Source organism: Janthinobacterium sp. 344 (genome assembly GCF_900112025.1).
In the GTDB taxonomy this organism is placed as follows: Bacteria; Pseudomonadota; Gammaproteobacteria; order Burkholderiales; family Burkholderiaceae_D; genus Janthinobacterium.
The window spans coordinates 354,299-375,553 of sequence record NZ_FOKL01000002.1 but is presented as its reverse complement, the minus strand read 5'-3'; the positions used below and the strand labels follow the sequence as shown (position 1 = coordinate 375,553).

Genomic DNA, 21,255 nt, shown 5'->3' with positions numbered 1-21,255 from the left:
GATGACTCATATTTATCAAGCAGAAGAACTCAACACAGTGAACGCACCCATCAAAATCCTGCTGGTCGACGACCACACCTTGCTGCGCAGCGGCGTCAAGCTGCTGCTGCAGCGCAATCCTCTGTTCCAGGTGGTGGGCGAGGCGTCGAACGGACTCGACGGCGTGCGCCTGGCGGCCGAGCTGCAGCCCGACGTAGTGCTGATGGACTTGAACATGCCGGGCGTGTCCGGCGTGGAAGCGCTGCAGCTGATCTTGCAGGACTTGCCGCAGATGGTGGTGCTGATGCTGACCGTGTCGGAAAACGCGGCCGACCTGGGCGCGGCCCTGCGCGCGGGCGCGCGTGGCTACTTGCTGAAAAACATCGAGGCCGAGCAGCTGGGCCAGGCCATCCTGCGCGCCGCGGCCGGCGAGTCCGTGATCGCCGACGCCATGACGGCCAAGCTGGTGTCGCAGTTCCGCGCCGGCCAGAGCGCGCCCGAAGCGGACTACGACAAGCTGACGCCGCGCGAACGCGAAGCCATGGCTTGCCTGGCACGCGGTCAGAGCAACAAGGAAATCGCGCGCCAGCTGGACGTGGCCGAAAGCACGGTCAAGATTCACGTGCAAAACATTCTCAAGAAGCTTAAGCTCAGCAGCCGCGTGCAGATCGCCGTCTACGCCGTCGAGCGCGAGCTGGGCAAATAAGAGTAGCGACATAAGCGGCTGCGCGTCGCACTTTGCGACCTGCGATGCTCATCGTGCTCAGGCACAGTTCCGCTTCTCAGTCGCAACGCGCTGCCGCTCGCTGCGGTTCTGCTCAGCACTCTAAAAATCAAACAATGCGCAAATACATGGCAAAAAATGCGCGATTGTTTGACCTGCATGGCGTTCCGGCCTAGACAACCCTAGTTCCTTTGACGTATGGCCTTGACCGTGCCTGCGCATTACACTCTTAGTCATTCGCTAATCTAATAAGAGAGTGTCATGCATAAGGTCAACGTCGATGGCTTGCTGTCGAGCCAGGCTCTGTTCCGCCATATTTCCCCTTCGCAATTAGAGCAATTGCGCCAGGATGTCGTGCGCGTCGAAGTGGAAAAAGGCAAAGTGCTGTTCCGCAAGGGCGAAGTGGCGGAAGGCGCCTATGTGGTGGTCTTCGGCCTCGTCAAGCTGAGCGTGTTTTCCATGGAAGGGACCGACAAGGTCCTGGAATTGATCCGCCCGGGCCAGAGTTTCGGCGAAGCCATGATTTTCCTCGATGAACCGTATCCGTTCTGCGCCGAAGCGCTCGAGCACTGCCTGCTGCTGCGCATCCCGCCGCACGCGCTGCTGCGCCTGCTGGACCAGTCGCCCCGCATCGCGCGCCAGATGATGAACAGCCTGTCGCACCACCTGATGGGCTTCATCCGCAACGTGGAGCGCTGCTCCGTGCAGAACGCCACCCAGCGCGTGGTCGAGTATCTGCTGCAGGCCTCGGACCAGCAACGCTCGAACGAGGTCAAGCTGGACCTGAAGAAAAGTCTGTTGGCATCGTTCCTGAACCTGGCGCCCGCCACCCTGTCGCGCGTGCTGCACCAGCTGACGGACTTGCACCTGATTAAAGTCAGCGGCTCGCTGATCCAGATCCAGCCCGATGCACTGAAAACATATCGCCATGGCTCGGCCACGGCGCTGCTCAATTAAGTCTTTTCAGCAGGCAAGGTCAGCCGCCAGAACAGCAGGGCCAGCAAGCTGACCGCCGCGCCCAGCGCGCACACCCCATGCCAGCCCGCCAGCGCATACACGCTGGTGGCGGCAATCGCTCCCATCCCGCTTCCCACCGCATAAAACAGCATGTAGCACGCCACCAGGCGGCTGTGCGCGTCGCTGTCTTCCTTGAAGATCAGGCTCTGGTTCGTCACGTGGATGGCCTGGCCCGCCAGGTCCAGCGCGATGATGCCGACGATTAGCGGCCACAGGGCCGCGCCCGCAAAACTGAGCGGCAGCCATGCGGCCAGCAGCAGCAGCAGGGCCGCGCCCGTCGTCCATTGCGCGCGGCCCTGGTCCGCCATGGCCCCCGCGCGCGCCGCGCCCAGCGCGCCGATCACGCCCACCAGGCCAAAGGCGCCGATGGCCGTGTGCGTATAGCCTTGCGCCGTCAGGGGCAGCACCAGCGCGCTCCAGAAAATATTGAACACGGCAAACATCAGCAAGGCCAGCATGCCGCGCACGCGCAAGACCTTGTTGTGCCTCAGCATGTCCAGCATCGACAGCAGCAGCGTGCCATACGCGAGCTTTTTATGCGGCAATGCCGGCGGCGGCAGCATGCGCCACAGCAGCAACAGCAGGGCGCCAGCGATGGCGGCCGACACGCAATACACGGCGCGCCAGTCGGCCACGTCCGCCACTACGCCGGACAGGGTGCGCGCCAGCAGCAAGCCGATCACCACGCCGCCCTGCGCCATGCCGACCACGCGGCCCCGCTCATGGGCGGCCGCCGCGCTGGCCGCATAGGCGATCAAGCCCTGCGTCATGGCCGTGCCCAGCAAGCCCACCAGCAGCATGCCGGCCAGCAAGGCGGCCGTGGAGCGGGCGCAGGCCAGCGCCGCCAGCACCATGGCCAGCAGGGCCAGCTGGAACAGGGTCAGGCGGCGCCGGTTCAGCATGTCGCCCAGCGGCACCAGCAGCAGCAGGGCCAGCGCGCAGCCCAGCTGCGTGGCCGTGATGACCATGCCGCTGGCCGCCTCCGTCATGCCGAATTCGTGCGCCAGGGTGGCCAGCAGAGGCTGGGCGTAATACACATTGGCCACGCTGAGGCCGGCCGCCGTGGCAAACAGCCAGACGAGAGTGGGGGGAAGGGTGGTCGTGATGGGTGGGTTCGTATCGCGCATGGGATTCCGGATAAGTGGTTTCAAATTAAAACTAGTTGGAGTCTACGGCGAATAGTTTTAAAATGCAACCACTCAATCCTGGAGCATGACGATGGCCAAGCGCAAGAGCCTGAAAACCGATCCCTGTCCCGTGGCGCGCGCGCTCGACGTGATCGGCGAGCGCTGGTCGCTCTTGATCGTGCGCGACGCCTTCGACGGCATGCGCCGCTTTGGCGAATTCCAGAAAAGCCTGGGCGTGGCGAAGAACATCCTGGCCGACCGCCTGCACACCCTGGTGCAGGAGGGCATTTTTGATGTCGCGCCCGCCTCGGACGGCACGGCCTACCAGGAATATGTGCTCACACAAAAGGGACTGGGCCTGTTCCCCGTCGTCGTCGGCTTGCGCCAGTGGAGCGAGGCGCAATTGTTCGAGCAGGGCGAGGCGCATTCGACCCTGCTGCAACGCGCTTCAGGCTTGCCCGTGCGCCGCATGGAGGTGCAGGCGCCGGACGGGCGGGTCCTGCAGGCGGGCGATACCGTCGTGCACAAGGTGGCGGCGCCATGAGCCGCACGGTGGCTGTCATCGGCGGAGGCATCACGGGCGTCACCACGGCCTACGCGCTGGCGAAACGGGGCATGCACGTGACCCTGATTGAACGCCACCGCTATGCGGCCATGGAAACGTCGTATGCGAACGGCGGGCAATTGTCGGCCTCGCATGCGGAAGTGTGGAACCACAAGGCGACCGTGCTGAACGCGCTGAAATGGATGGCCCGGCGCGACGCGCCGCTGCTGCTCAACCCGACGCCGGGCTGGCACAAGCTGAGCTGGTTTGCGGCGTTTCTCGCCGCCATGCCTGACTATGAACGCAATACGATTGCCACGACGCGCATGGCGATTGCCGCGCGCGATCACCTGTTTGCGTGGGCGCAAGAAGAAAATATCGATTTCGACCATCGCCGCGCCGGCATCCTGCATGTCTACCGGGAACGCGCCGGTTTCGAGCGGGCGGCCCGCGTCTCGCGCCTGCTGGCGCAGGGCGGCTTGCAGCGGCGCGCCGTCACGCCGCACGAGATGCGCGCCATCGAGCCAGCCCTGCACGGCGATTTTTACGGCGGCTACTACACGGACAGCGATTCCACGGGCGACATCCACAAGTTCACCAGCGGCCTGGCCGACGCCTGCGCGCGCCTGGGCGTGGCCTGCCGCTATGACACGCAGGTGACGGCGCTGGCGCGCGAGCACGGCAAGGTGCGCGTGAGCGCGGGTGGGGACAGCACCGTGTTCGACGCCGTCGTCATCTGCGCGGGCACGGCCAGCCGCGCCATGGCGGCAACGCTGGGCGACCATGTCAACGTGTATCCCGTGAAAGGGTATTCCATCACCGTGCAGCTCGATGACGACGCCAGCCGCGCAGCGGCCCCCAAGGTCAGCCTGCTCGACGATGCGACCAAGCTGGTCAGCAGCCGCCTGGGCGAAGACCGCCTGCGGGTGGCGGGCACGGCGGAATTCAACGGCATCAACCACGACATCCGCGCCGACCGCATCCGTCCATTGCTGCAATGGGTGGCGCAATGTTTTCCCGGCGTGCATACGCGCAAGGTGATTCCCTGGGCCGGCCTGCGTCCCATGCTGCCCGACATGCTGCCGAAAGTGGGGCGCGGCAAGGCGCCCGGCGTGTACTACAACACGGGCCACGGCCACCTGGGCTGGACCCTGGCGGCGGCGACGGCCGAGCTGGTGGCGCAGCAAGTGGCGGCCGTGGCGCAGGATTGACGCATGCCGACGATTGCCATCCTGATCTTTCCCGGCGTGCAGGCGCTCGACGTCAGCGGACCCATGGACGTGTTCGCCGAAGCGAACCGTTTTTTACCGGCGGATCGGCAGTACACGATCGAGGTGCTGGGCACGCGGGAAGGCATGCTGCGCTGCTCGAACGGGCTGTGCCTGGCCGCGCACCGCCACTATGCACAGGCGCGGGCGTCCTACGACCTGTTGCTGGTGGCGGGCGGCCCCGGCTTGCCGGCGCAAGCGCCTGACGCCGACCTGAGCGCCTGGCTGGCCGGCGCGGCCGGCAGGGCGCGCCGCCATGGTTCCATCTGCAATGGCGCATTCTTGCTGGGCCACGCGGGTTTGCTCGATGGTAAGAAAGTGGCCACGCACTGGAACGACGCGGCCGCCCTGGCCGCCCGCTTTCCGCTGGCGCGCGTCGATGCGGACAGCATTTATGTGCACGACGGCAAGCTGGTCAGTTCGGCGGGCGTGACGGCCGGCATCGACCTGTCGCTCTCCTTGCTGGCCGAGGATGGCGGGGTGGGTGGCGCGCAGCTGGCGCTGCAGGTGGCGCGCCGGCTGGTGGTGTACACGCAGCGGCAGGGCGGGCAATCGCAGTTCAGCCCGCACCTGACGCCCGTGGTCGATGCGGCCTCGCCCGTGGCGCAGGCGCAGCAATACGTGCTGGCGCACCTGGGCGAGGCGCTGGACGTGGAGACCCTGGCGCGGCTGGTGGCCATGAGTCCGCGCAACTTTGCCCGCGTGTTTGCGCGCGAACTGGGCGTGACGCCGGCGCATTTCATCGAAAGTGCCCGGCTCGATGCGGCGCGCGCCCTGCTGGCCGCCAGCGCCGAGCCGTTGAAAACCATAGCCTGGCGCTGCGGCTTCGGCACGGCCGACCAGCTGCGCACGGTATTCCTGCGGCGCCTGGGAGTATCTGCCAAACAATACCGGCAACACTTTTCCCGCCCTCGATAGCCCGATGGCAGGAATTCCCGGCTGGCTGTCCGGAAAGCGCGGCAGCCAGCCGCCCCGCCAGTCCAGCCGCACACCTATACTTTTCCTGCTGGCGCGCCATTCCGGCCGCGCCCTGGAAAAGGTCCAACCATGGAAGAAATACTCGACGCCGAGCGGGTCGGTCCCGCCTACACGGAAGACGGCATGCTGCTGGCGCGCCGCAAGACGCGCGAGGCGATCGCCGCCATTGCCGCGCGCATCCGCCCCGGCATGCTGGAAGAAGATGCCGTCGCGATGGCGAAACAGGTGCTGCTGGACATGGGCCTGGCCCTGAGCTGGCATCCCACGCGCGTGCGCTTCGGGCGCAATACGATAAAACCGATGAAGCGCGCTTCCGAGCCGGGCGTGATACTGCAGGAGCACGATATCTTCTTCCTCGATATCGCCCCCCGCGTGCAGGCATGGGAAGGCGATGGCGGCGCCACATTCACGCTGGGCGACAGCGAACAACAGGCGGACTATGCGCGCTGCGCGCACGACGCGCAATGGCTGTTCCACCAGGTGCGCGCCGTGTGGCAGCGCGACCGGCTCACCGGACAGGCCCTGTATGCCTACGCGGCGGATGAGGCACGCAAGCTGGGCTGGGAACTCAATGTCGACCTGGGCGGCCACAGGGTCTCGGACTTTCCGCACGCGACCATCCACGCGGGCGCGCTGGCCGACGCGGAGTTTTCACCGTCGCCCATGCGCTGGATCCTGGAAATTCACCTGCGCCATCCGACCCTGCCGTATGGCGCTTTCTTCGAAGACATGCTGCTCGATGACAGCTACTATGCCTAGTTCTTCGGCAACAAATCGCTGAGCGCGGCGCGGCCCTTGACGGTGAGGAAGGGACCGACCTTGTTGTAGGGCAGTAAAAAATCGTTTTCGCAGCCGCTGCCGTTCGCGTCTTCCCAGAACGACACGCCTTCCGGCTTCAAGGACAGGTGGAAGCGGCCGCGGCCGTCGTAATCCGTGCCCTGGCATTCGGCATCGATCTTGACGTCCTTGAACAGGGCCTGGCGCAAGCGGTCCGGCAATTCGGCCTTGTCGTCGCCATCGCTGGCGCTGGCGCCGAACCAGTTCCACACGTCCGTTTCCTGGCCCGTTTTCACGTCCCAGGTGCGGAAGCGGATGGAAATGCCGCTGGCGCCATAGCCGGCCGCCCAGCGGTAGAATTTGATCGTCACCCAGCGCGGCGACCAGTAGGTGGGCTCCGCATACACCTCGTCTTCCGTCGTGAAGCCGTTGCGGCCCAGGTATTCGCGGCGCGTGGCATAGAAGTCGGCCAGGTCTTTCTTGTTCTTTGCCAGCACGCCGCGCAGCTGCGCGTTGATTTTCGCGATGCCGTCGCCGGGCGCCATCAGTTCCACGGTGATGGTGTCGCCCACTTGCAGGTTGCGGTATTGCTTGCCTTCGAAGGCGATGGGCTTGCTGACCTTGGTGCCGGGAAAATCTTCCAGCGCCAGGTTGTAGGCGTCGCTGGCGCAGGACGGATGGTCGCGCTCGCCCGCCGCTTCCAGCAGGCTCAAGGCCAGGGGCAGGGCCTTGCCGCTTTTCGGCTCCGTCCACGTGCCGGTGAGCTTTCCGCCCTGCGGCGCACCCAGGCGCCACGTGCCCGTGGTATCGCCCTTGGCGTCGGATTCGCTCCAGTCGCTCTTGCCGTTCGCCATGGACAGCATGATCGGCGTCTTGTAGCGCGTGTAGTAGTAGCTGCCGCTGCGGTCAGCCCCCTGCGTGGGGCTGGGCTGGTTGAAGCAGGCGACGATATTGGCCTTGCCCAGCGTGCCCTGCCACACGCCTTGCACGGGCGCATCGGCAGCCATGGCGCTGTGCAAGGCGGGCAGGGACAGGCAGGCGAACAAAAAACGGCGCATCGGATTTTCCTGTGGTTGACGATGGCCGATTCTACATGGCCATCGCCGGTACGCGCCGCACGTCCGCTGCTATGCCGGCTTTTCCTGCGCCACCACGGCCATCGCCGCGCCCAGGTATTGCAGCATGGCCCCATCGACGAAGCTGCCTTGCATCAAGCGCGGTTCCTGCTGGTGCGCCTGGCGAAATTTCAGCTGCGTGGCAGGGTCCGTGCCCGCATACGCGCGGAACAGCTCCAGCCACTGCCGCGCCAGTTGCAGCACGGCCGCATCCGTGGGCGGCGTGCGCGCATCCATGGCGGCGCGCACGGCGGCGATCAGGGCCGGCCATTCGCCCGCGCGCTTGCCATAATTGGCCACCAGGTAGGCGTATTCCCGTTCATCGAGGAAGGGTTTGTACAGCGCCATGCGCGAGGCGTTGAAGGCGGCCAGGATGAACCGCATCAAGTCGGCATCGATGCTGGTCGTGTGCTGCATGGACGGCTCCTGCGCATGCATGTCGTTCAGGCGCGCGAACAGGCCTGGGTGGGCGCCCGTGTCGCGCACCAGCTTGACCATCCATTCCGTCGCCAGCGCCTGCGCTGGCGCATCGTCGGGGCCGGCGCCCGTGGCCTGCAGCGCGCGCACCCTGGCGACGAGCGCCTTCCATTCCTGTTCCACGGCGCTATCTGTCAGCAGCGGCAATTGCCGCAGTTCTTCGGGGGTAAAGTATTTGTCGTACATGGTCATCAACTCCATTGTGGTGAGCCACTCGGCCAGTTCCGGTGCCTGTCCTTGCGCCAGTTGCGCCTGCAGGGCGAGCAGGCGCTCGCGCAGGGTGGAAGCCTGCGCGATCTGGCGTTCCAGCATGGCGATCTGCTGCGCCACGATGGAATGCAGCGGCAGGTCCGGGCCGGCGAGGGCATTGGCGATATCGGCCAGCGACAGCCCGAATTTGCGCAGCGCCATGATCCGGTGGAGCCGGTCCATGTCGCCGTGCTGGTACAGGCGGTAGCCAGTTTGCGTGCGCGCCGAAGGCGAGAGCAGGCCGATGCGGTCGTAGTGGTGCAGGGTGCGGATGGTCAGGCCCGTGAGCCTGGCCAGTTCACCGATTTTCAACAGCATCGCCTTCTCCTTGTCCTCAGTGCGTGCTACCACGATGGCGCCTGACGCAAGGTCAGGGTCAAGCAGGAATGTAGCAGAGAGCCCGAAAAAAACCGAAAAAGAATCCGTTGACCTTCATTTTTTTGTACGGTATATTTATAAAACCGAACGACGGCAGCAGCTAGAGAAACAGGTTCAGGCCGGGCGGCATGGTGGCATGATCGTTGTGCGGCGCAGCAAGACGCGCCACTGGCAGGGCTGGAAAGACAATCCGCGCAGACGGATTTTTTTCACAGTTGGTTTGTACGTTAAATATAATATGCCGCCGGCAAGATCCGGACGGCGAGAGAGACGACCATGATGAAAAGTATCGTTTGCGATACGCCTGGCAGTTTGCGCATGGAGCGGCGCCCCATGCCCGTGCCGGCCGACGGTGAAGTGCTGCTGCGCATCCGCCGCATCGGCATCTGCGGCACCGACATGCATATCTTCCGCGGCACCCAGCCTTTTCTCAGTTATCCGCGCGTCATGGGCCATGAGCTGTCCGGCCACGTGGCCAGCGCGCCGGCCGGCTCGCGCCTGGCCGTGGGCGACCAGGTGTACGTCATGCCGTACCTGTCCTGCGGCACGTGCATCGCCTGCCGCCAGGGCAAGACCAACTGCTGCACGCGCATCGAGGTGCTGGGAGTGCACCGCGACGGCGGCATGAGCGAATACCTGGCGCTGCCCGAGCGCTTCGTCTTCCGGACGGAAGGTATTTCGCTCGACGACGCGGCGATGATCGAATTTCTCGCCATCGGCGCGCATGCCGTCAAGCGCGGCGCGGTCGATGCGGGCAAGCGCGTGCTGGTGGTGGGGGCTGGCCCCATCGGCATGGCCGTGATGCTGTTCGCATCGTTGAAAGGCGCCGACGTGACGGTGCTCGATGGCCGCGCCGACCGCCTGCAGTTCTGCCGCGAGGCGCTGGGCATCGCCCGCACGGTGCCGCTGGGCGACGGCGACACAGCGCTGCTGTCGGACGCCACCGGCGGCGAATTTTTCGACGTGGTGTTTGACGCCACCGGCAATATCGCGGCCATGGAGCGGGGGCTGGACTTCGTTGCCCATGGCGGCGCCTATGTGCTGGTATCGATCGTGCGCGATCGCCTGTCCTTTTCCGACCCCGAATTCCACAAGCGCGAAACCACCTTGCTGGGCAGCCGCAATGCCACGGCCGAGGATTTCGAGGACGTGGTGGCGGCCATGAAGGCGGGGCGGGTACCCACCGCGCTGCTCAACACGCACCGCGCCACGCTCGATGAGTTTACCGGCGTGCTGGAACACTGGATGCAGCCGTCGGCTGGCGTCATCAAGGCCATCGTCGAGGTCTGAGATGCGCCACCTTCCCCACCGCCAGAGCGCTTGCCGCCATGCCGCAGCGGCGTGCCGATTCCACGCGATATCGACTAAAATGCCAACTCATTCCACTTTCTCTTTCGCTGACATAGCGCCCGCACCCTTCCATGTCAAAACCCGCCACCGTCTTCAAGCGCAGCACCAATCTGCTACTGCAATTTCTCGCCGAGAATGTCGCGGTGGGCGAGATGCTGCCGACGGAGCAGTACCTGACGACCATCTGCCAGGGCAGCCGCACGGCGGTGCGCAGCGCGATCGCGTATCTGTCCACGCGGCGCCTGATCAGCAGTCCGGCGGAACGGCGTTTGCTGCGCAAGCCGATACCGGGCGACTACTTCGACATCGCCGAGTTGCAGTCGGGCGCCGAGCGCATCCAGCAGGTGCTGATGGAACGCGTGTACCAGCGCGACATGCCGCCCGGCGCGGAGTTTTCGGAAGCGGAGCTGGCGCGCGAGGCGGGCGCCAGTACCGTCAGCGTGCGCGAGTTCCTGATCGGCTTTTCGCGCTTCGGCCTGATCGAAAAGAAGCCGCGCGGCGGCTGGCGCCTGTGCGCCTTCGACCGCTCCTTCGCCACCGAGCTGGCCGACATGCGGCGCATGTTCGAGATGGCGGCCGTGGAGCAATTCGCCACCCTGCCGCCCGGCGATCCGGCCTACGCGGAACTGGCGCGCCTGATACGCCAGCACGAGAAGCTGGCGGCGAAGATCGACACGCGCCACAACGCGTTTCCGGCGCTGGACCGCGAGTTCCACACCTTTTTGATCGGGCTGCTCAACAACCGCTTCGCCCAGGGTTTCTACGATATCGTCTCGTTTGTCTTCCACTATCACTACCAGTGGGACAAGGGCGAGGAAAAGGGCCGCAACAAGTATGCGGTGCAGGAGCACCTGGCGATCCTGCGGGCGCTGGCCGAGCACGACGTGCCCAAGGCGCTCGAGTGCATGAAGTCGCACCTCAATTCCTCGCGCAGCACCATGCTCGAATCGATCATCACGCGCGAACAGCTGGCCCAGCCCGGCGTCTAGCAACGCCAGCGGCAGCGGGGGAGCGTCCATGAGCGCCACCACGCCACCGAGCCTGCTGCTGATGTCGCCCGACGACAATTGCCTGATCGCCCGCACGGCCCTGCGGCGCGGCGACAGCGTCAGCATCGACGGCGCCGCCGTGACCCTGGCGCAGGATATCCAGATCGGCCACAAGGTGGCGCGCCGCGCGCTGGCCGTGGGCGACAAGGTGCTGCGCTATGGCGCGCTGATCGGCAGCATCACGGCGCCCGTCGCCATCGGCGAACATATCCATACGCACAACCTGGCAAGCGATTACATCCCCACGTTTACCCTGGGCCAGGACGGCCACCATTTCCTGGACAAGGACGCCACGCCATGAACGCTCCCCTGACAAACCCGCCCTTGTCGGGCTACCTGCGCGCCGATGGCCGCAAGGGCATCCGCAACATCGTGGTGGTGGCCTACATGGTCGAATGCGCGCACCACGTGGCGCGCCAGATGGTCAATGCCTTTCCCGGCCAGTCCGTGCACCTGATCGGCTTCACGGGCTGCTTCCCGAATGAGTACGCGGACCAGGTGATGCGCCGCCTGCTGACGCACCCGAACGTGGGGGCCGTGCTGCTGGTGTCGCTGGGCTGCGAAGGCTTCAACAAGTATGGCTTGAGCAGCGCGGTGGCCGACAGCGAGCGCCCCGTGCACACCATCACCATCCAGGAAAACAGCGGCACGCGCCCCAGCGTGCGCAGCGGCGTGGAATGGATAGGCTGGGCACTGGAGCACCTGGCGGGCCAGGTCCGCGTGCCGATGGCGCTCGATGAACTGGTGGTCGCCACCATCTGCGGCGGCTCCGACAGCACCAGCGGCATCACCGCCAATCCCGCCGTCGGCGTGGCCTTCGACACCCTGATCGCCGCCGGCAGCCCGTGCATCTTCGAGGAGACGGGGGAACTGGTCGGCTGCGAATACCACATGCAGCGGCGCGCCGTCAGCCCGGCGCTGGGCGACGCGATCGTCGAGACGGTGGCCAAGGCCGCGCGCTACTACACCATCATGGGCCACGGCAGCTTCTCGCCGGGGAACGCGGACGGCGGCCTGACCACGCAGGAGGAAAAATCGCTGGGCGCCTACGCCAAGAGCGGCTCCTCGCCCATCGTCGGCATATTGAAACCGGGCGACCAGCCGGCCGGCGGCGGCCTGTACCTGCTCGACGTGGTGCCGGACGGCGAGCCGCGCTTCGGCTTCCCGAACGTCTCGGACAACGCGGAAATCGTCGAACTCATTTCCTGCGGCGCGCACATCACCCTGTTTACCACGGGGCGCGGCTCCGTGGTCGGTTCGGCCATCTCGCCCGTCATCAAGGTGTGCGCCAATCCGCAGACCTTCGAGCGCCTGGCCGACGACATGGATGTCAACGCTGGCAAGATCCTCACGGGCGAAGCGACCCTGGAGGAAGTGGGCGCCGAAATCGTCGCCGCCGTGCTGCATGTCGCCAACGGTGAACTGAGCCGCTCGGAAGACCTGGGACACCAGGAATTCGTGCTGACGTATAAACAATTCGACGCGGCGGGGCCAGGCTGTTTTCCCCTGCGCGCTGCCTGAGGTGGCCATGATGGACGTGACACAACGTCGTACCCTGCCGCGCGGCGGCCTGTCCCTGCCATGCATCGGCATGGGCTGCGCCCCGCTGGGCGGTTTGTACCAGCCTGTCAGCGAGGCGCAGGCGCGCGCCACGCTCGATGGCGCCTGGGAGGAGGGCGTGCGCTTTTTCGATACGGCGCCGTTCTACGGCTATACGCTGTCCGAACGCCGCCTGGGCGCCGCGCTGCGCGGCCGGCCGCGCGAGCAGTTCGTCGTCAGCACCAAGGCGGGGCGGCTGATGCGGCCCGATGAAGGCGTACTGCCCGGCGCCGACGGCTTTGCCGCGCCGCTGCCCTTCCGTCCGCATTTCGACTACACCTACGACGGCATCCTGCGCTCGCATGACGACAGCCTGCGGCGCCTGGGACTCGAGCGCATCGACATCCTTTTCGTGCACGATATCGGCAAGGTGACGCATGGCGCCAACGATGGCCATTACTGGCGCCAGCTGACGCAGGGCGGCGGCTTTCGCGCGCTCGACGCGCTGCGCGCCAGCGGGCAGGTGGCGGCCGTGGGCCTGGGCGTCAACGAGACGGACGTGATTCTGCGGGCGATGGCGGAATTCGACCTCGATTGCACCTTGCTGGCCGGCCGCTACACCCTGCTGGAGCAGGAGGCGCTGTCGCCGCTGCTGGACCTGTGCGTCGAACGGGGCAACGCCATCGTCATCGGCGGCCCGTTCAACTCGGGCGTGCTGGCGGGGAACGGCAAATTCAATTATGCCGACGCGCCCGCCGAGATATTGGAAATCGTCGCGCAGCTCGACCTCGTCTGCCGCAGGTACGGCGTGCCGCTGCAGGCGGCCGCGCTGCAATTTCCGCTCGCCCATCCGGCCGTGGTGTCGTGCATCCCGGGCGGGCAGGACCTGGCGCAGCTGCGGCAAAACCTGGGCTGGTTCGCCGCGCCGCTGCCCGACGCCTTGTGGCTGGCATTGCTGCGCGCGGGCCTCATCGATGAACGCGCGCCCGTGCCGCTGCGCGCGCCATTCCTGGCGGCCACCGCATGATGCGCATCGACGCCCACCAGCACTTCTGGCAGCTGGCCGCGCGCGCGGGCGCCTGGCCGCCGCCGTCCTTGGCCGCCATCCACCGCGACTTCGCGCCGCACGACCTGGCGCCGCTGCTGGCCGAACATGGCATCGCCGGCACGGTGCTGGTGCAGTCGCTGCCGTCGTCCGCCGATACCGATTACCTGCTGGCGCTGGCGGAAAAGACCAGCTTTATCCGTGCCGTCGTGGGCTGGACCGATCTGCTGGCGATGGAGGCGCCGGCGGCGATTGCCCGCCTGGCATCCAACCGCAAGCTGAAAGGCCTGCGCCCGATGCTGCAGGATCTCGATGACGCGCAGTGGATTGCCGATCCCGCGCTGGCGCCGGCGTTGAGGGCCATGGCGGCACACGGCTTGCGGCTCGACGCGCTGGTGCTGCCGCGCCACTTGCCGGCGCTGCTGCAGTGCGCGCTTGCCTATCCATCGCTTGCCATCGTGATCGACCATGCGGCCAAGCCGCCGATTGCCGACGCAGTCTTTGGCCACTGGCGCGAACACATGGCGCAGCTGGCCGCGCTGCCGAACGTGCACTGCAAGCTGTCCGGGCTGGTGACGGAAGCGCGGCCCGGCTGGAATGTGGACGAGCTGCGCCCGTATGTCGCGCATGTGCTGGACGTGTTCGGCGCCCGGCGCGTGATCTGGGGCAGCGACTGGCCGGTGGTCGACCTGGCCGGCGGCTATGCGGCCTGGCTGGCCGCCAGCGAGGCGCTGCTGACGCATCTGGGCCAGCAGGACAGGAACGATATTTTCGGCCTCAATGCTTGCCGGTTTTATGGGCTTGAATAAGGTGGCTGGCTGGTCGGCTGACGCCAATAGAAAGGAGTCGCAATGCAAAGAATGGGCATGGTCATCGGCATTGCGCCGGACCGCATCGCCGAATACAAGACCCTGCACGCCGCCGTCTGGCCGCAGGTGCTGGCCAAGCTGTCGGCGGCGCATGTCGGCAATTATTCGATCTTTTTGCGCGAGCCGGAAAACCTGCTGTTCGCTTACTGGGAATATCACGGCAAGGATTTTGAGGCCGACATGGCGGCCATCGCCGCCGATCCGGAAACGCAGCGCTGGTGGACCTTTTGCGCTCCATGCCAGCTGCCCCTGGCCTCGCGCGCCGACGGCGAGCACTGGGCGATGATGGAGCAGGTTTTCTACCTTGCTTAGCAAGAATCCGGGGTCAGACCCGCCGGGTCTGACCCCAGCAGTTAAGGTGTTTGGTTAAAAAATAAAAGGAGACAACATGACCGCCAGACTACAAGGCAAAACCGCCCTGCTGACGGCCGCCGGCCAGGGCATCGGCCGCGCCACGGCCGAAGCGTTCGTGCGCGAAGGCGCCACCGTGATCGCCACGGATATCAACCAGGCGCAGCTCGATGCGCTGAAGGAGCAGACGGGATGCGCGATCCGCCGGCTCGACGTCACCGATGGCGCGGCGATCAGCGCGCTGGTGCACGACATCGGCGACGTCGACATCCTGTTCAATTGCGCGGGGTTTGTCGATGGCGGCAGCATCCTCGACTGCGACGAGGCGGCCTGGGAGCGATCCTTCGAGATCAACGCCCGCTCCATGTACCGGCTGATGCGCGCCGTGCTGCCCGGCATGCTGGCCAGGGGCGGCGGCTCCATCGTCAACATGGCGTCGGTGGCGTCGAGCGTGAAAGGGGCGCCGAACCGCTTTATTTACGGCACCACCAAGGCGGCCGTGGTGGGCATGACCAAGTCGGTGGCGGCGGACTTCGTCACGCGCGGCATCCGCTGCAACGCCATCTGCCCCGGCACCATCGAATCGCCATCGCTGCAGGAGCGCATCGCCGCGCAGGCGGCGGCGACCGGCGCCAGCATCGCTGACGTGCAGGCCGCCTTCGTGGCGCGCCAGCCCATGGGCCGCGTGGGCCGCGCCACGGAAATCGCCGCGCTGGCCGTCTACCTGGCTTCCGACGAATCGGCTTTCACCACCGGCATGGTGCACGTCATTGACGGCGGCTGGTCCAACTAAGGACACCCGACCAAACCTACTGCGCGTCGCGATATGCGGCTTGCGATGCTCACTGTACATTCGTACAGCTGCGCTTCTCGGCCACATCTCGCTTCCGCTCGCTACGGTTTTGCCGGGTGTCGTGAAGGCGCGGGCCTGATTGCTAGCGAACTTTTTATGTTGTTTGATATTTACTTGAAAGTTTAATCATGAAACTGATGCGTTATGGCGCCAAGGGCGCGGAAAAACCGGCACTGATCGATGCGGATGGCGCCGTGCGCGACCTGTCCGGCGTGCTGGCCGATATCACCGCGGCCACGCTTGGCAAGGAGGGCCTGGCGAGCCTGGCCGCCCTGGATGTCGGCAGCCTGCCGGTGGTGGACCATCCGGGGCGCATCGCGCCGCCCTGGAAGGGATTGGGCAAGTTCATCTGCGTGGGCTTGAACTACGCCGACCACGCGGCCGAATCGGGCATGGCGGTGCCGTTTGAACCGGTGCTGTTCATGAAGGCCAGCAGCGCCGTCATCGGCGCCAACGACGCCGTGGTGCTGCCAAAGGAATCGGGCAAGAGCGACTGGGAAGTGGAGCTGGGCGTCGTCATCGGCAGCACCGCGCGCTATGTCAGCGAAGAAGACGCGCTGTCGCACGTGGCCGGCTACTGCGTGGTGAACGACCTGTCCGAACGCGAGTACCAGCTGGAGCGGGGCGGCCAGTGGGACAAGGGCAAGGGCTGCGACACCTTCGGCCCGGTCGGCCCGTGGCTCGTCACCAGCGACGAGGTGGCGGACCCGCAAGACCTGGGCCTGTGGCTGGAAGTGAACGGCAAGCGGGTCCAGGATGGCAATACGCGCACCATGGTCTTCGGCGTGGCCAGCCTGGTCAGCTACATCAGCCGCTTCATGACCCTGTACCCGGGCGACATCATCAGCACGGGCACGCCGCCCGGCGTGGGCATGGGCCAGAAGCCGTCGGCCGTGTACCTGAAGCCGGGCGACACCATGCGCCTGGGGATCGACGGCCTCGGTGAACAGCGGCAGACGGTGCATGCCTGGAATCCGCAATTGATCGACGGCTGACAGCGGCACCTGACCGGCGCGCCACGCAACATGCCCAGACATGGGCGCGCCGGCTTATCGCAGTGGAGGAGACACGATGCATCAATCCGAAGAGATACTCGCGCTGAACAAGGTGAGCAAGCGCTTTCCCGGCGTGCTGGCGCTGGACAGCGTCAGCTTCAGCCTGCGCAAGGGCGAGGCGCACGCGCTGTGCGGCGAGAACGGCGCCGGCAAATCCACCCTGATGAAGGTGATGAGCGGCGTGTACCAGGCCGACGAGGGGGAACTGGTCTACAAGGGCAAGGTGTGCAGTTTTTCCTGCAGCGTGGACGCGGAAGCGGCCGGCATCGCCATCATTCACCAGGAACTGAACCTGATTCCGCACCTGAGCGTGGCGGAAAACATCTTCCTGTCGCGCGAACCCGTGCGCGGCATCTTCATCGACCGCAAGAAAATGCGCGCCGATGCGCAAGCCCTGCTGGACCGCCTCAAGCTGCGCATCGACCCGCGCCAGCTGGTAAAAAACCTGTCCTGCGCGCAGCAGCAGATGGTGGAAATCGCCAAGGCGCTGTCGCTCAAGACGGAAGTGCTGATCATGGATGAACCCACGTCCTCGCTGACGGAAAGCGAGACGGGGCAGCTGTTCGACATCATCAATGAATTGAAACGCAACGGCGTGAGCGTGGTCTACATCTCGCACCGGCTCGAGGAAATGCAGCACATCATCGACAGGGTGACGGTGCTGCGCGACGGGAAATTCGTCTGCACCGACGATTTTTCCGCCACCACGCTCGACGCCATCGTGGCCAACATGGTGGGCCGCACGCTCGACGAGAAATTTCCCGAGCGCGTATCGCAGCCGACCGGCGATGTGCTGCTGCGCGTGACGGACCTGCACCGCAAGGATGTCTTCGGGCCGCTGAGCTTTGACCTGCGGCGCGGCGAGATCCTCGGCTTTTCCGGCCTGATGGGCGCCGGGCGCACGGAGGTGGCGCGCGCCATCTTTGGCGCCGATCCGCTCACCGGCGGCGCGATCCACCTGGGCGATGCGGCCATCAGCATCGGCAGCCCGATCGACGCCATCGGCCACGGCATCGCCTATCTGTCGGAAGACCGCAAGAGCCATGGCCTGGCGGTGCGCATGTCGGTGGCGGCGAACCTGACCCTGACGAATGTCTCGGCGCTGGCCAACCGCTTCGGCTTCATCGATTTCGCCAAAGAGGAAGCGGTGGCCAGGCAGTACATCGCGGCGCTGGGCATCAAGACGCCGAACTCCCGGCAGATCGCGCGCAATCTGTCGGGCGGCAACCAGCAAAAGATCGTCATCAGCAAATGGCTGTACCGCGAATCGAAAATCATCTTCTTCGACGAACCGACGCGCGGCATCGACGTGGGCGCCAAGTTCGCCATCTACCAGCTGCTCGACAAGCTCGCCTCGGAAGGCATCGGCGTGGTGCTGATCACCTCCGAACTGCCCGAGATCATGGGCATGACGGACAGGGTGGCCGTGTTCCACGAAGGGCGCATCAGCGGCATTGTCAACACGCGTGAATCGTCGCAGGAAGAAATCATGCATCTCGCCTCGGGGCGCATAGCCAGTCCCACGCTGGGCCAGGCGGCAGTCCCACAAACAGAAAGCTGAGAATAATGAACAAAGAACTGATCCAAAAATTCGCCGCGCTGGGCAGCCTGTCCCTGCTGCTGCTGGTGTTCTCGCTGACCAGCGACGCCTTTTTCTCCGTCAGCAACGGCATGAGCGTGGCCCTGCAGGTGACGTCGATCGCCTACCTGGGCATCGCCGCCACTTGCGTCATCATCACGGGCGGCATCGACCTCAGTTCCGGCTCCGTGCTGGCGCTGGCCGGCGTGGCCGCCGCGCTGCTGGTGAAAAGCGGCGTGCCCGTGCCCGTCGCCATGTTGGGCGGCATCGTGGTGGGCGCCATGTGCGGCGCCGTGAACGGCTTTTGCATCACGCAATTGAAGCTGCCGCCCTTCATCGCCACCCTGGGCATGATGCTGATCGCGCGCGGCCTGGCCTTGCAGGTGACGGGCGCGCGCGCCATCTCGGGCCTGGGCGAATCGTTCGGCGAACTGGGTAATGGCGTGTTGTGGCGCATCGAGCGCGACACGGGCGGCACGTTTCCCGAGGTCGTCTTTCCCGGCATTCCGTACCCGGTGGTGCTGATGGTGGTGATCGCCGTGGCCGTGTCCATCATGCTCAGCCGCACCACCTTTGGCCGGCATATCTACGCCGTCGGCTCGAACGCCGAGGCGGCCCGCCTGTCCGGCGTGAAGGTGGGCCGCGTCACCCTGCTGGTGTACACCCTGTCGGGCGCCTTGTCCGGCCTGACCGGCTGCGTGCTGATGTCGCGCCTGGTGACGGCGCAGCCGAACGAAGGCGTGATGTATGAACTCGATGCGATCGCCAGCGCCGTGATCGGCGGCGCCTCGCTGATCGGCGGCATCGGCACCATTTCCGGCACCGTCATCGGCTCCTTCGTCATCGGCATCCTGCGCAATGGCCTGAACATGAACGGCGTGTCGAGCTTTATCCAGCAAATCATTATCGGACTGGTCATCCTGCTGACCGTCTGGATCGATCAGAAGCGCAACCGCGCCTGAGGCAGTGCAGCAACGCAGTCACACCCATAAATCTAAAATTAAATGAGGACGACAATGAAAACCATCCAAGCCTTCAACACCATCCTGCTCGGCCTGTTGACCGCGGCATTTGCCCTGGGCAGCAGCGCCGCCGTGGCCGCGCCGGGAGAGATCGCGGTGATCGTCAAGACCACCAACTCGAACTACTGGCAGAACGTGAAGAAGGGCGCGTCGGCCAGCGCCGCCGATGCCAAGGGCTATACCATGACGTTCCAGGGACCGGCGTCGGAATCGGCCATCGCCGACCAGGTCAGCATGGTGGAAAACGCCGTCACGCGCAAGGTGGCGGGCATCGTGCTGGCCGCCTCGGACCCGGACGCGCTGGTGCCGGCCCTGAAAAAGGCGTGGGAAGCGAAGATCCCCGTGGTGCTGATCGATTCGCTGGTGGCCGACAGCGGCAAGCGTTATTACCAGTCCTTCCTGTCGACCGATAATGAGGCGGCGGGCGAGCAAAGCGCCAAGGCGCTGATCTCGCAAGTGGGCAAAACGGGCAAGATCGCCGTGATGTCGTACGTGGCCGGCGCCGGTTCCGAAACGGGCAGGGTGGGCGGCTTCAAGCGCTACATCGAAAAGAACTCGCAGCTGCAGATCGTCGGCACGTATTACTCGCAGTCGCAGATGGCCACGGCGCTGAACCAGACCACCGACGTGCTGGCATCGAACCCTGACCTGAAGGGCATTTTCGGCGCCAACGAGCCGACGGCGGTGGGCATGGGCCGCGCCATCGCGCAGGCCGGCAAGGCGGGTAAGGTGATCGCCGTGGGTTTTGACGGCAACGAGGACCTGAAGAACTTCGTCAAGGACGGCATCCTGTACGCGACCGCCGTGCAGGGTTCGTATTCGATGGGCGCGCTGGGCGTGAAAACGGTGGTCAGCCTGATCGAAGGCAAGAAGGTGGCGCCGTTCGTCAACACGGGCGTGGTCATCGTCACCAAGGCGAATGTCGACCTGCCGGAAGCGAAGAACGTGCTGTATTGATTTTCAGGTTTTCACATCCTCAGATCGTCAGGCGCTGGCGCAATTCCTGCAGCAGGGTGCCCGTCTTCGGCGTCAGCTGGCGCGCCAGCGGCCATGCCAGGTACAGCGGCAAGCCTGGCGTGGCCAGCTGCGGCAGCACGGCCACGATGGCGCCTGATGCCAGGTATTCTTCCACCAGCCAGGTAGCCAGCTGCGCCACGCCCAGGCCCGCCAGCACGGCGGCCGTGCGCGCCTCGGCGTCGCCCACCGTCATGCGCGGCGCGGCCACGCGGTATTCCAGCTGGCCGCCATGTTCATCGCCGGGAAAGACCCACGGCATGGGCGAGCCGTCGCCGCGGCCGTAGGCGATGCAGTCGTGCCGCTCCAGTTCCGCGATGGAGGCGGGCGTGCCGCGCCGCGCCAGGTAGGCGGGCGCCGCGCACAGGATCAGGCGTTCCGCGCCCAGCTGCATCTGGCCCAGCGCGGCAGGCCAGTGCGATGGCGCGCCGATGCGCACGGCGATATCGATGCGCTCCTCGAACAGGTCGACGAAGCGGTCGCTGAAGGCGATCGACGGCTGCAACTTCGGATACTGCGCGCACAGCTCCAGCAGCGCCGGCATCACGCGCAGCCGGCCATACGAGGCGGGCACGCCGATGCGCACCTTGCCCGCCAGTTCCGTCGCGTGTTCGGCCAGCACGTCTTCCGCGTCCGCCAGTTCCTGCAGCACGCGCTTGCAGGTGGCGTAGTAGGCGCGGCCCGCCTCGCTCAGCTTCAGGCGGCGCGTGCTGCGCTCGAACAGCAGCACGCCCAGCCGCTCCTCCAGCCGCGCCACGCTCTTGCTGACGGCCGAACTGCTCAGGTGCAATCGCTCGGCCGCCCTGGTAAAACTGCCCGCGTCCGCCGTGGCGAGAAACGGCGTGATGCCTTTGAGATGTTCCGATGAAAACATGATTGAAGAATTTTTTTCACGA

Annotated in this window: 22 protein-coding genes; 18 read left to right on the top strand and 4 right to left on the bottom strand. The window is 65.6% G+C overall.

All coding sequences use genetic code 11. From position 1 onward, the window contains the following. Window position 1 precedes the first annotated feature (1 nt). Together BM193_RS07905 and BM193_RS07900 are read left to right on the top strand one after the other, a co-directional pair. Window positions 2–685: a response regulator gene (locus BM193_RS07905; RefSeq protein ID WP_092798370.1), complete on the top strand. Its 684-nt coding sequence runs from the start codon at window positions 2–4 to the stop codon at window positions 683–685. 279 nt (window positions 686–964) lie between these two features. Then, window positions 965–1,660 carry a Crp/Fnr family transcriptional regulator gene (locus BM193_RS07900; RefSeq protein WP_092798371.1) on the top strand — a complete coding sequence of 232 codons (696 nt, stop codon included), beginning with the start codon at window positions 965–967 and terminating at the stop codon, window positions 1,658–1,660. On the opposite strand, the gene BM193_RS07895 is transcribed toward BM193_RS07900, so the two are convergent. Next, on the bottom strand, window positions 1,657–2,847 hold the full coding sequence (locus BM193_RS07895) for an MFS transporter (RefSeq protein ID WP_092798372.1): 1,191 nt from the start codon (window positions 2,845–2,847) through the stop codon (window positions 1,657–1,659). The genes BM193_RS07900 and BM193_RS07895 overlap by 4 nt on opposite strands. A 91-nt stretch (window positions 2,848–2,938) precedes the next feature. Here BM193_RS07895 and BM193_RS07890 point away from each other — a divergent pair, with 91 nt between their 5' ends. The 4 genes from BM193_RS07890 (at window position 2,939) to BM193_RS07875 (ending at window position 6,396) form a co-directional block, all read left to right on the top strand. Next, window positions 2,939–3,391, top strand: coding sequence for a winged helix-turn-helix transcriptional regulator (locus BM193_RS07890; protein WP_092798566.1), 453 nt, complete (start codon window positions 2,939–2,941; stop codon window positions 3,389–3,391). Further along, on the top strand, window positions 3,388–4,602 hold the full coding sequence (locus BM193_RS07885) for a D-amino acid dehydrogenase (protein ID WP_092798373.1): 1,215 nt from the start codon (window positions 3,388–3,390) through the stop codon (window positions 4,600–4,602). Before BM193_RS07890 ends, BM193_RS07885 begins: the two co-directional genes overlap by 4 nt. A 3-nt stretch (window positions 4,603–4,605) precedes the next feature. Beyond that, window positions 4,606–5,577, top strand: coding sequence for a GlxA family transcriptional regulator (locus BM193_RS07880; RefSeq protein WP_092798374.1), 972 nt, complete (start codon window positions 4,606–4,608; stop codon window positions 5,575–5,577). A 129-nt stretch (window positions 5,578–5,706) separates the two neighbouring features. After that, a complete protein-coding gene (locus tag BM193_RS07875) occupies window positions 5,707–6,396 on the top strand; it encodes a M24 family metallopeptidase (RefSeq protein WP_092798375.1) in 690 nt (229 codons plus the stop codon). On the opposite strand, the gene BM193_RS07870 is transcribed toward BM193_RS07875, so the two are convergent. Both BM193_RS07870 and BM193_RS07865 read right to left on the bottom strand, forming a co-directional pair. Next, window positions 6,393–7,472 (bottom strand): hypothetical protein, encoded by a 1,080-nt coding sequence (locus BM193_RS07870; RefSeq protein WP_092798376.1) that lies wholly within the window; start codon window positions 7,470–7,472, stop codon window positions 6,393–6,395. The genes BM193_RS07875 and BM193_RS07870 overlap by 4 nt on opposite strands. 69 nt (window positions 7,473–7,541) lie before the next feature. Beyond that, on the bottom strand, window positions 7,542–8,573 hold the full coding sequence (locus tag BM193_RS07865; protein WP_092798377.1) for a MerR family transcriptional regulator: 1,032 nt from the start codon (window positions 8,571–8,573) through the stop codon (window positions 7,542–7,544). 339 nt (window positions 8,574–8,912) lie between these two features. On the opposite strand from BM193_RS07865, the gene BM193_RS07860 reads away from it, so the two are divergent. The 12 genes from BM193_RS07860 (at window position 8,913) to BM193_RS07805 (ending at window position 20,302) form a co-directional block, all read left to right on the top strand. Continuing rightward, window positions 8,913–9,923: a zinc-binding alcohol dehydrogenase family protein gene (locus tag BM193_RS07860; RefSeq protein WP_092798567.1), complete on the top strand. Its 1,011-nt coding sequence runs from the start codon at window positions 8,913–8,915 to the stop codon at window positions 9,921–9,923. 131 nt (window positions 9,924–10,054) lie between these two features. Next, complete coding sequence (locus BM193_RS07855; RefSeq protein ID WP_092798378.1) at window positions 10,055–10,972, top strand: GntR family transcriptional regulator; 918 nt, start codon at window positions 10,055–10,057, stop codon at window positions 10,970–10,972. Between the two features lie 28 nt (window positions 10,973–11,000). Then, window positions 11,001–11,333, top strand: a complete 333-nt coding sequence (locus tag BM193_RS07850; RefSeq protein ID WP_092798379.1) for a UxaA family hydrolase — start codon at window positions 11,001–11,003, stop codon at window positions 11,331–11,333. After that, window positions 11,330–12,553, top strand: a complete 1,224-nt coding sequence (locus tag BM193_RS07845; RefSeq protein WP_175533198.1) for a UxaA family hydrolase — start codon at window positions 11,330–11,332, stop codon at window positions 12,551–12,553. Before BM193_RS07850 ends, BM193_RS07845 begins: the two co-directional genes overlap by 4 nt. A gap of 10 nt (window positions 12,554–12,563) precedes the next feature. Next, window positions 12,564–13,598: an aldo/keto reductase gene (locus BM193_RS07840; RefSeq protein ID WP_092798569.1), complete on the top strand. Its 1,035-nt coding sequence runs from the start codon at window positions 12,564–12,566 to the stop codon at window positions 13,596–13,598. Then, window positions 13,595–14,425, top strand: a complete 831-nt coding sequence (locus tag BM193_RS07835) for an amidohydrolase family protein (RefSeq protein ID WP_175533197.1) — start codon at window positions 13,595–13,597, stop codon at window positions 14,423–14,425. The genes BM193_RS07840 and BM193_RS07835 overlap by 4 nt, the downstream gene beginning before the upstream one ends. Window positions 14,426–14,467: 42 nt before the next feature. Next, window positions 14,468–14,797: an L-rhamnose mutarotase gene (locus BM193_RS07830; protein ID WP_092798380.1), complete on the top strand. Its 330-nt coding sequence runs from the start codon at window positions 14,468–14,470 to the stop codon at window positions 14,795–14,797. A 76-nt stretch (window positions 14,798–14,873) separates the two neighbouring features. Beyond that, window positions 14,874–15,629, top strand: coding sequence for an SDR family oxidoreductase (locus BM193_RS07825; RefSeq protein WP_092798381.1), 756 nt, complete (start codon window positions 14,874–14,876; stop codon window positions 15,627–15,629). 188 nt (window positions 15,630–15,817) lie between these two features. Beyond that, entirely contained in the window at window positions 15,818–16,684 is an 867-nt protein-coding gene (locus BM193_RS07820) for a fumarylacetoacetate hydrolase family protein (protein ID WP_092798382.1), read from the top strand. 76 nt (window positions 16,685–16,760) lie between these two features. Next, window positions 16,761–18,305 (top strand): sugar ABC transporter ATP-binding protein, encoded by a 1,545-nt coding sequence (locus tag BM193_RS07815; RefSeq protein WP_254785951.1) that lies wholly within the window; start codon window positions 16,761–16,763, stop codon window positions 18,303–18,305. A gap of 5 nt (window positions 18,306–18,310) precedes the next feature. Beyond that, window positions 18,311–19,285 (top strand): ABC transporter permease, encoded by a 975-nt coding sequence (locus tag BM193_RS07810; RefSeq protein WP_092798384.1) that lies wholly within the window; start codon window positions 18,311–18,313, stop codon window positions 19,283–19,285. A 54-nt stretch (window positions 19,286–19,339) separates the two neighbouring features. Beyond that, the gene (locus BM193_RS07805) at window positions 19,340–20,302 is read left to right on the top strand and encodes an ABC transporter substrate-binding protein (protein WP_092832267.1); all 963 of its coding nucleotides are present in this window, start codon (window positions 19,340–19,342) and stop codon (window positions 20,300–20,302) included. 19 nt (window positions 20,303–20,321) lie between these two features. On the opposite strand, the gene BM193_RS07800 is transcribed toward BM193_RS07805, so the two are convergent. Further along, complete coding sequence (locus BM193_RS07800) at window positions 20,322–21,233, bottom strand: LysR family transcriptional regulator (protein WP_092798386.1); 912 nt, start codon at window positions 21,231–21,233, stop codon at window positions 20,322–20,324. Window positions 21,234–21,255: the final 22 nt, after the last annotated feature.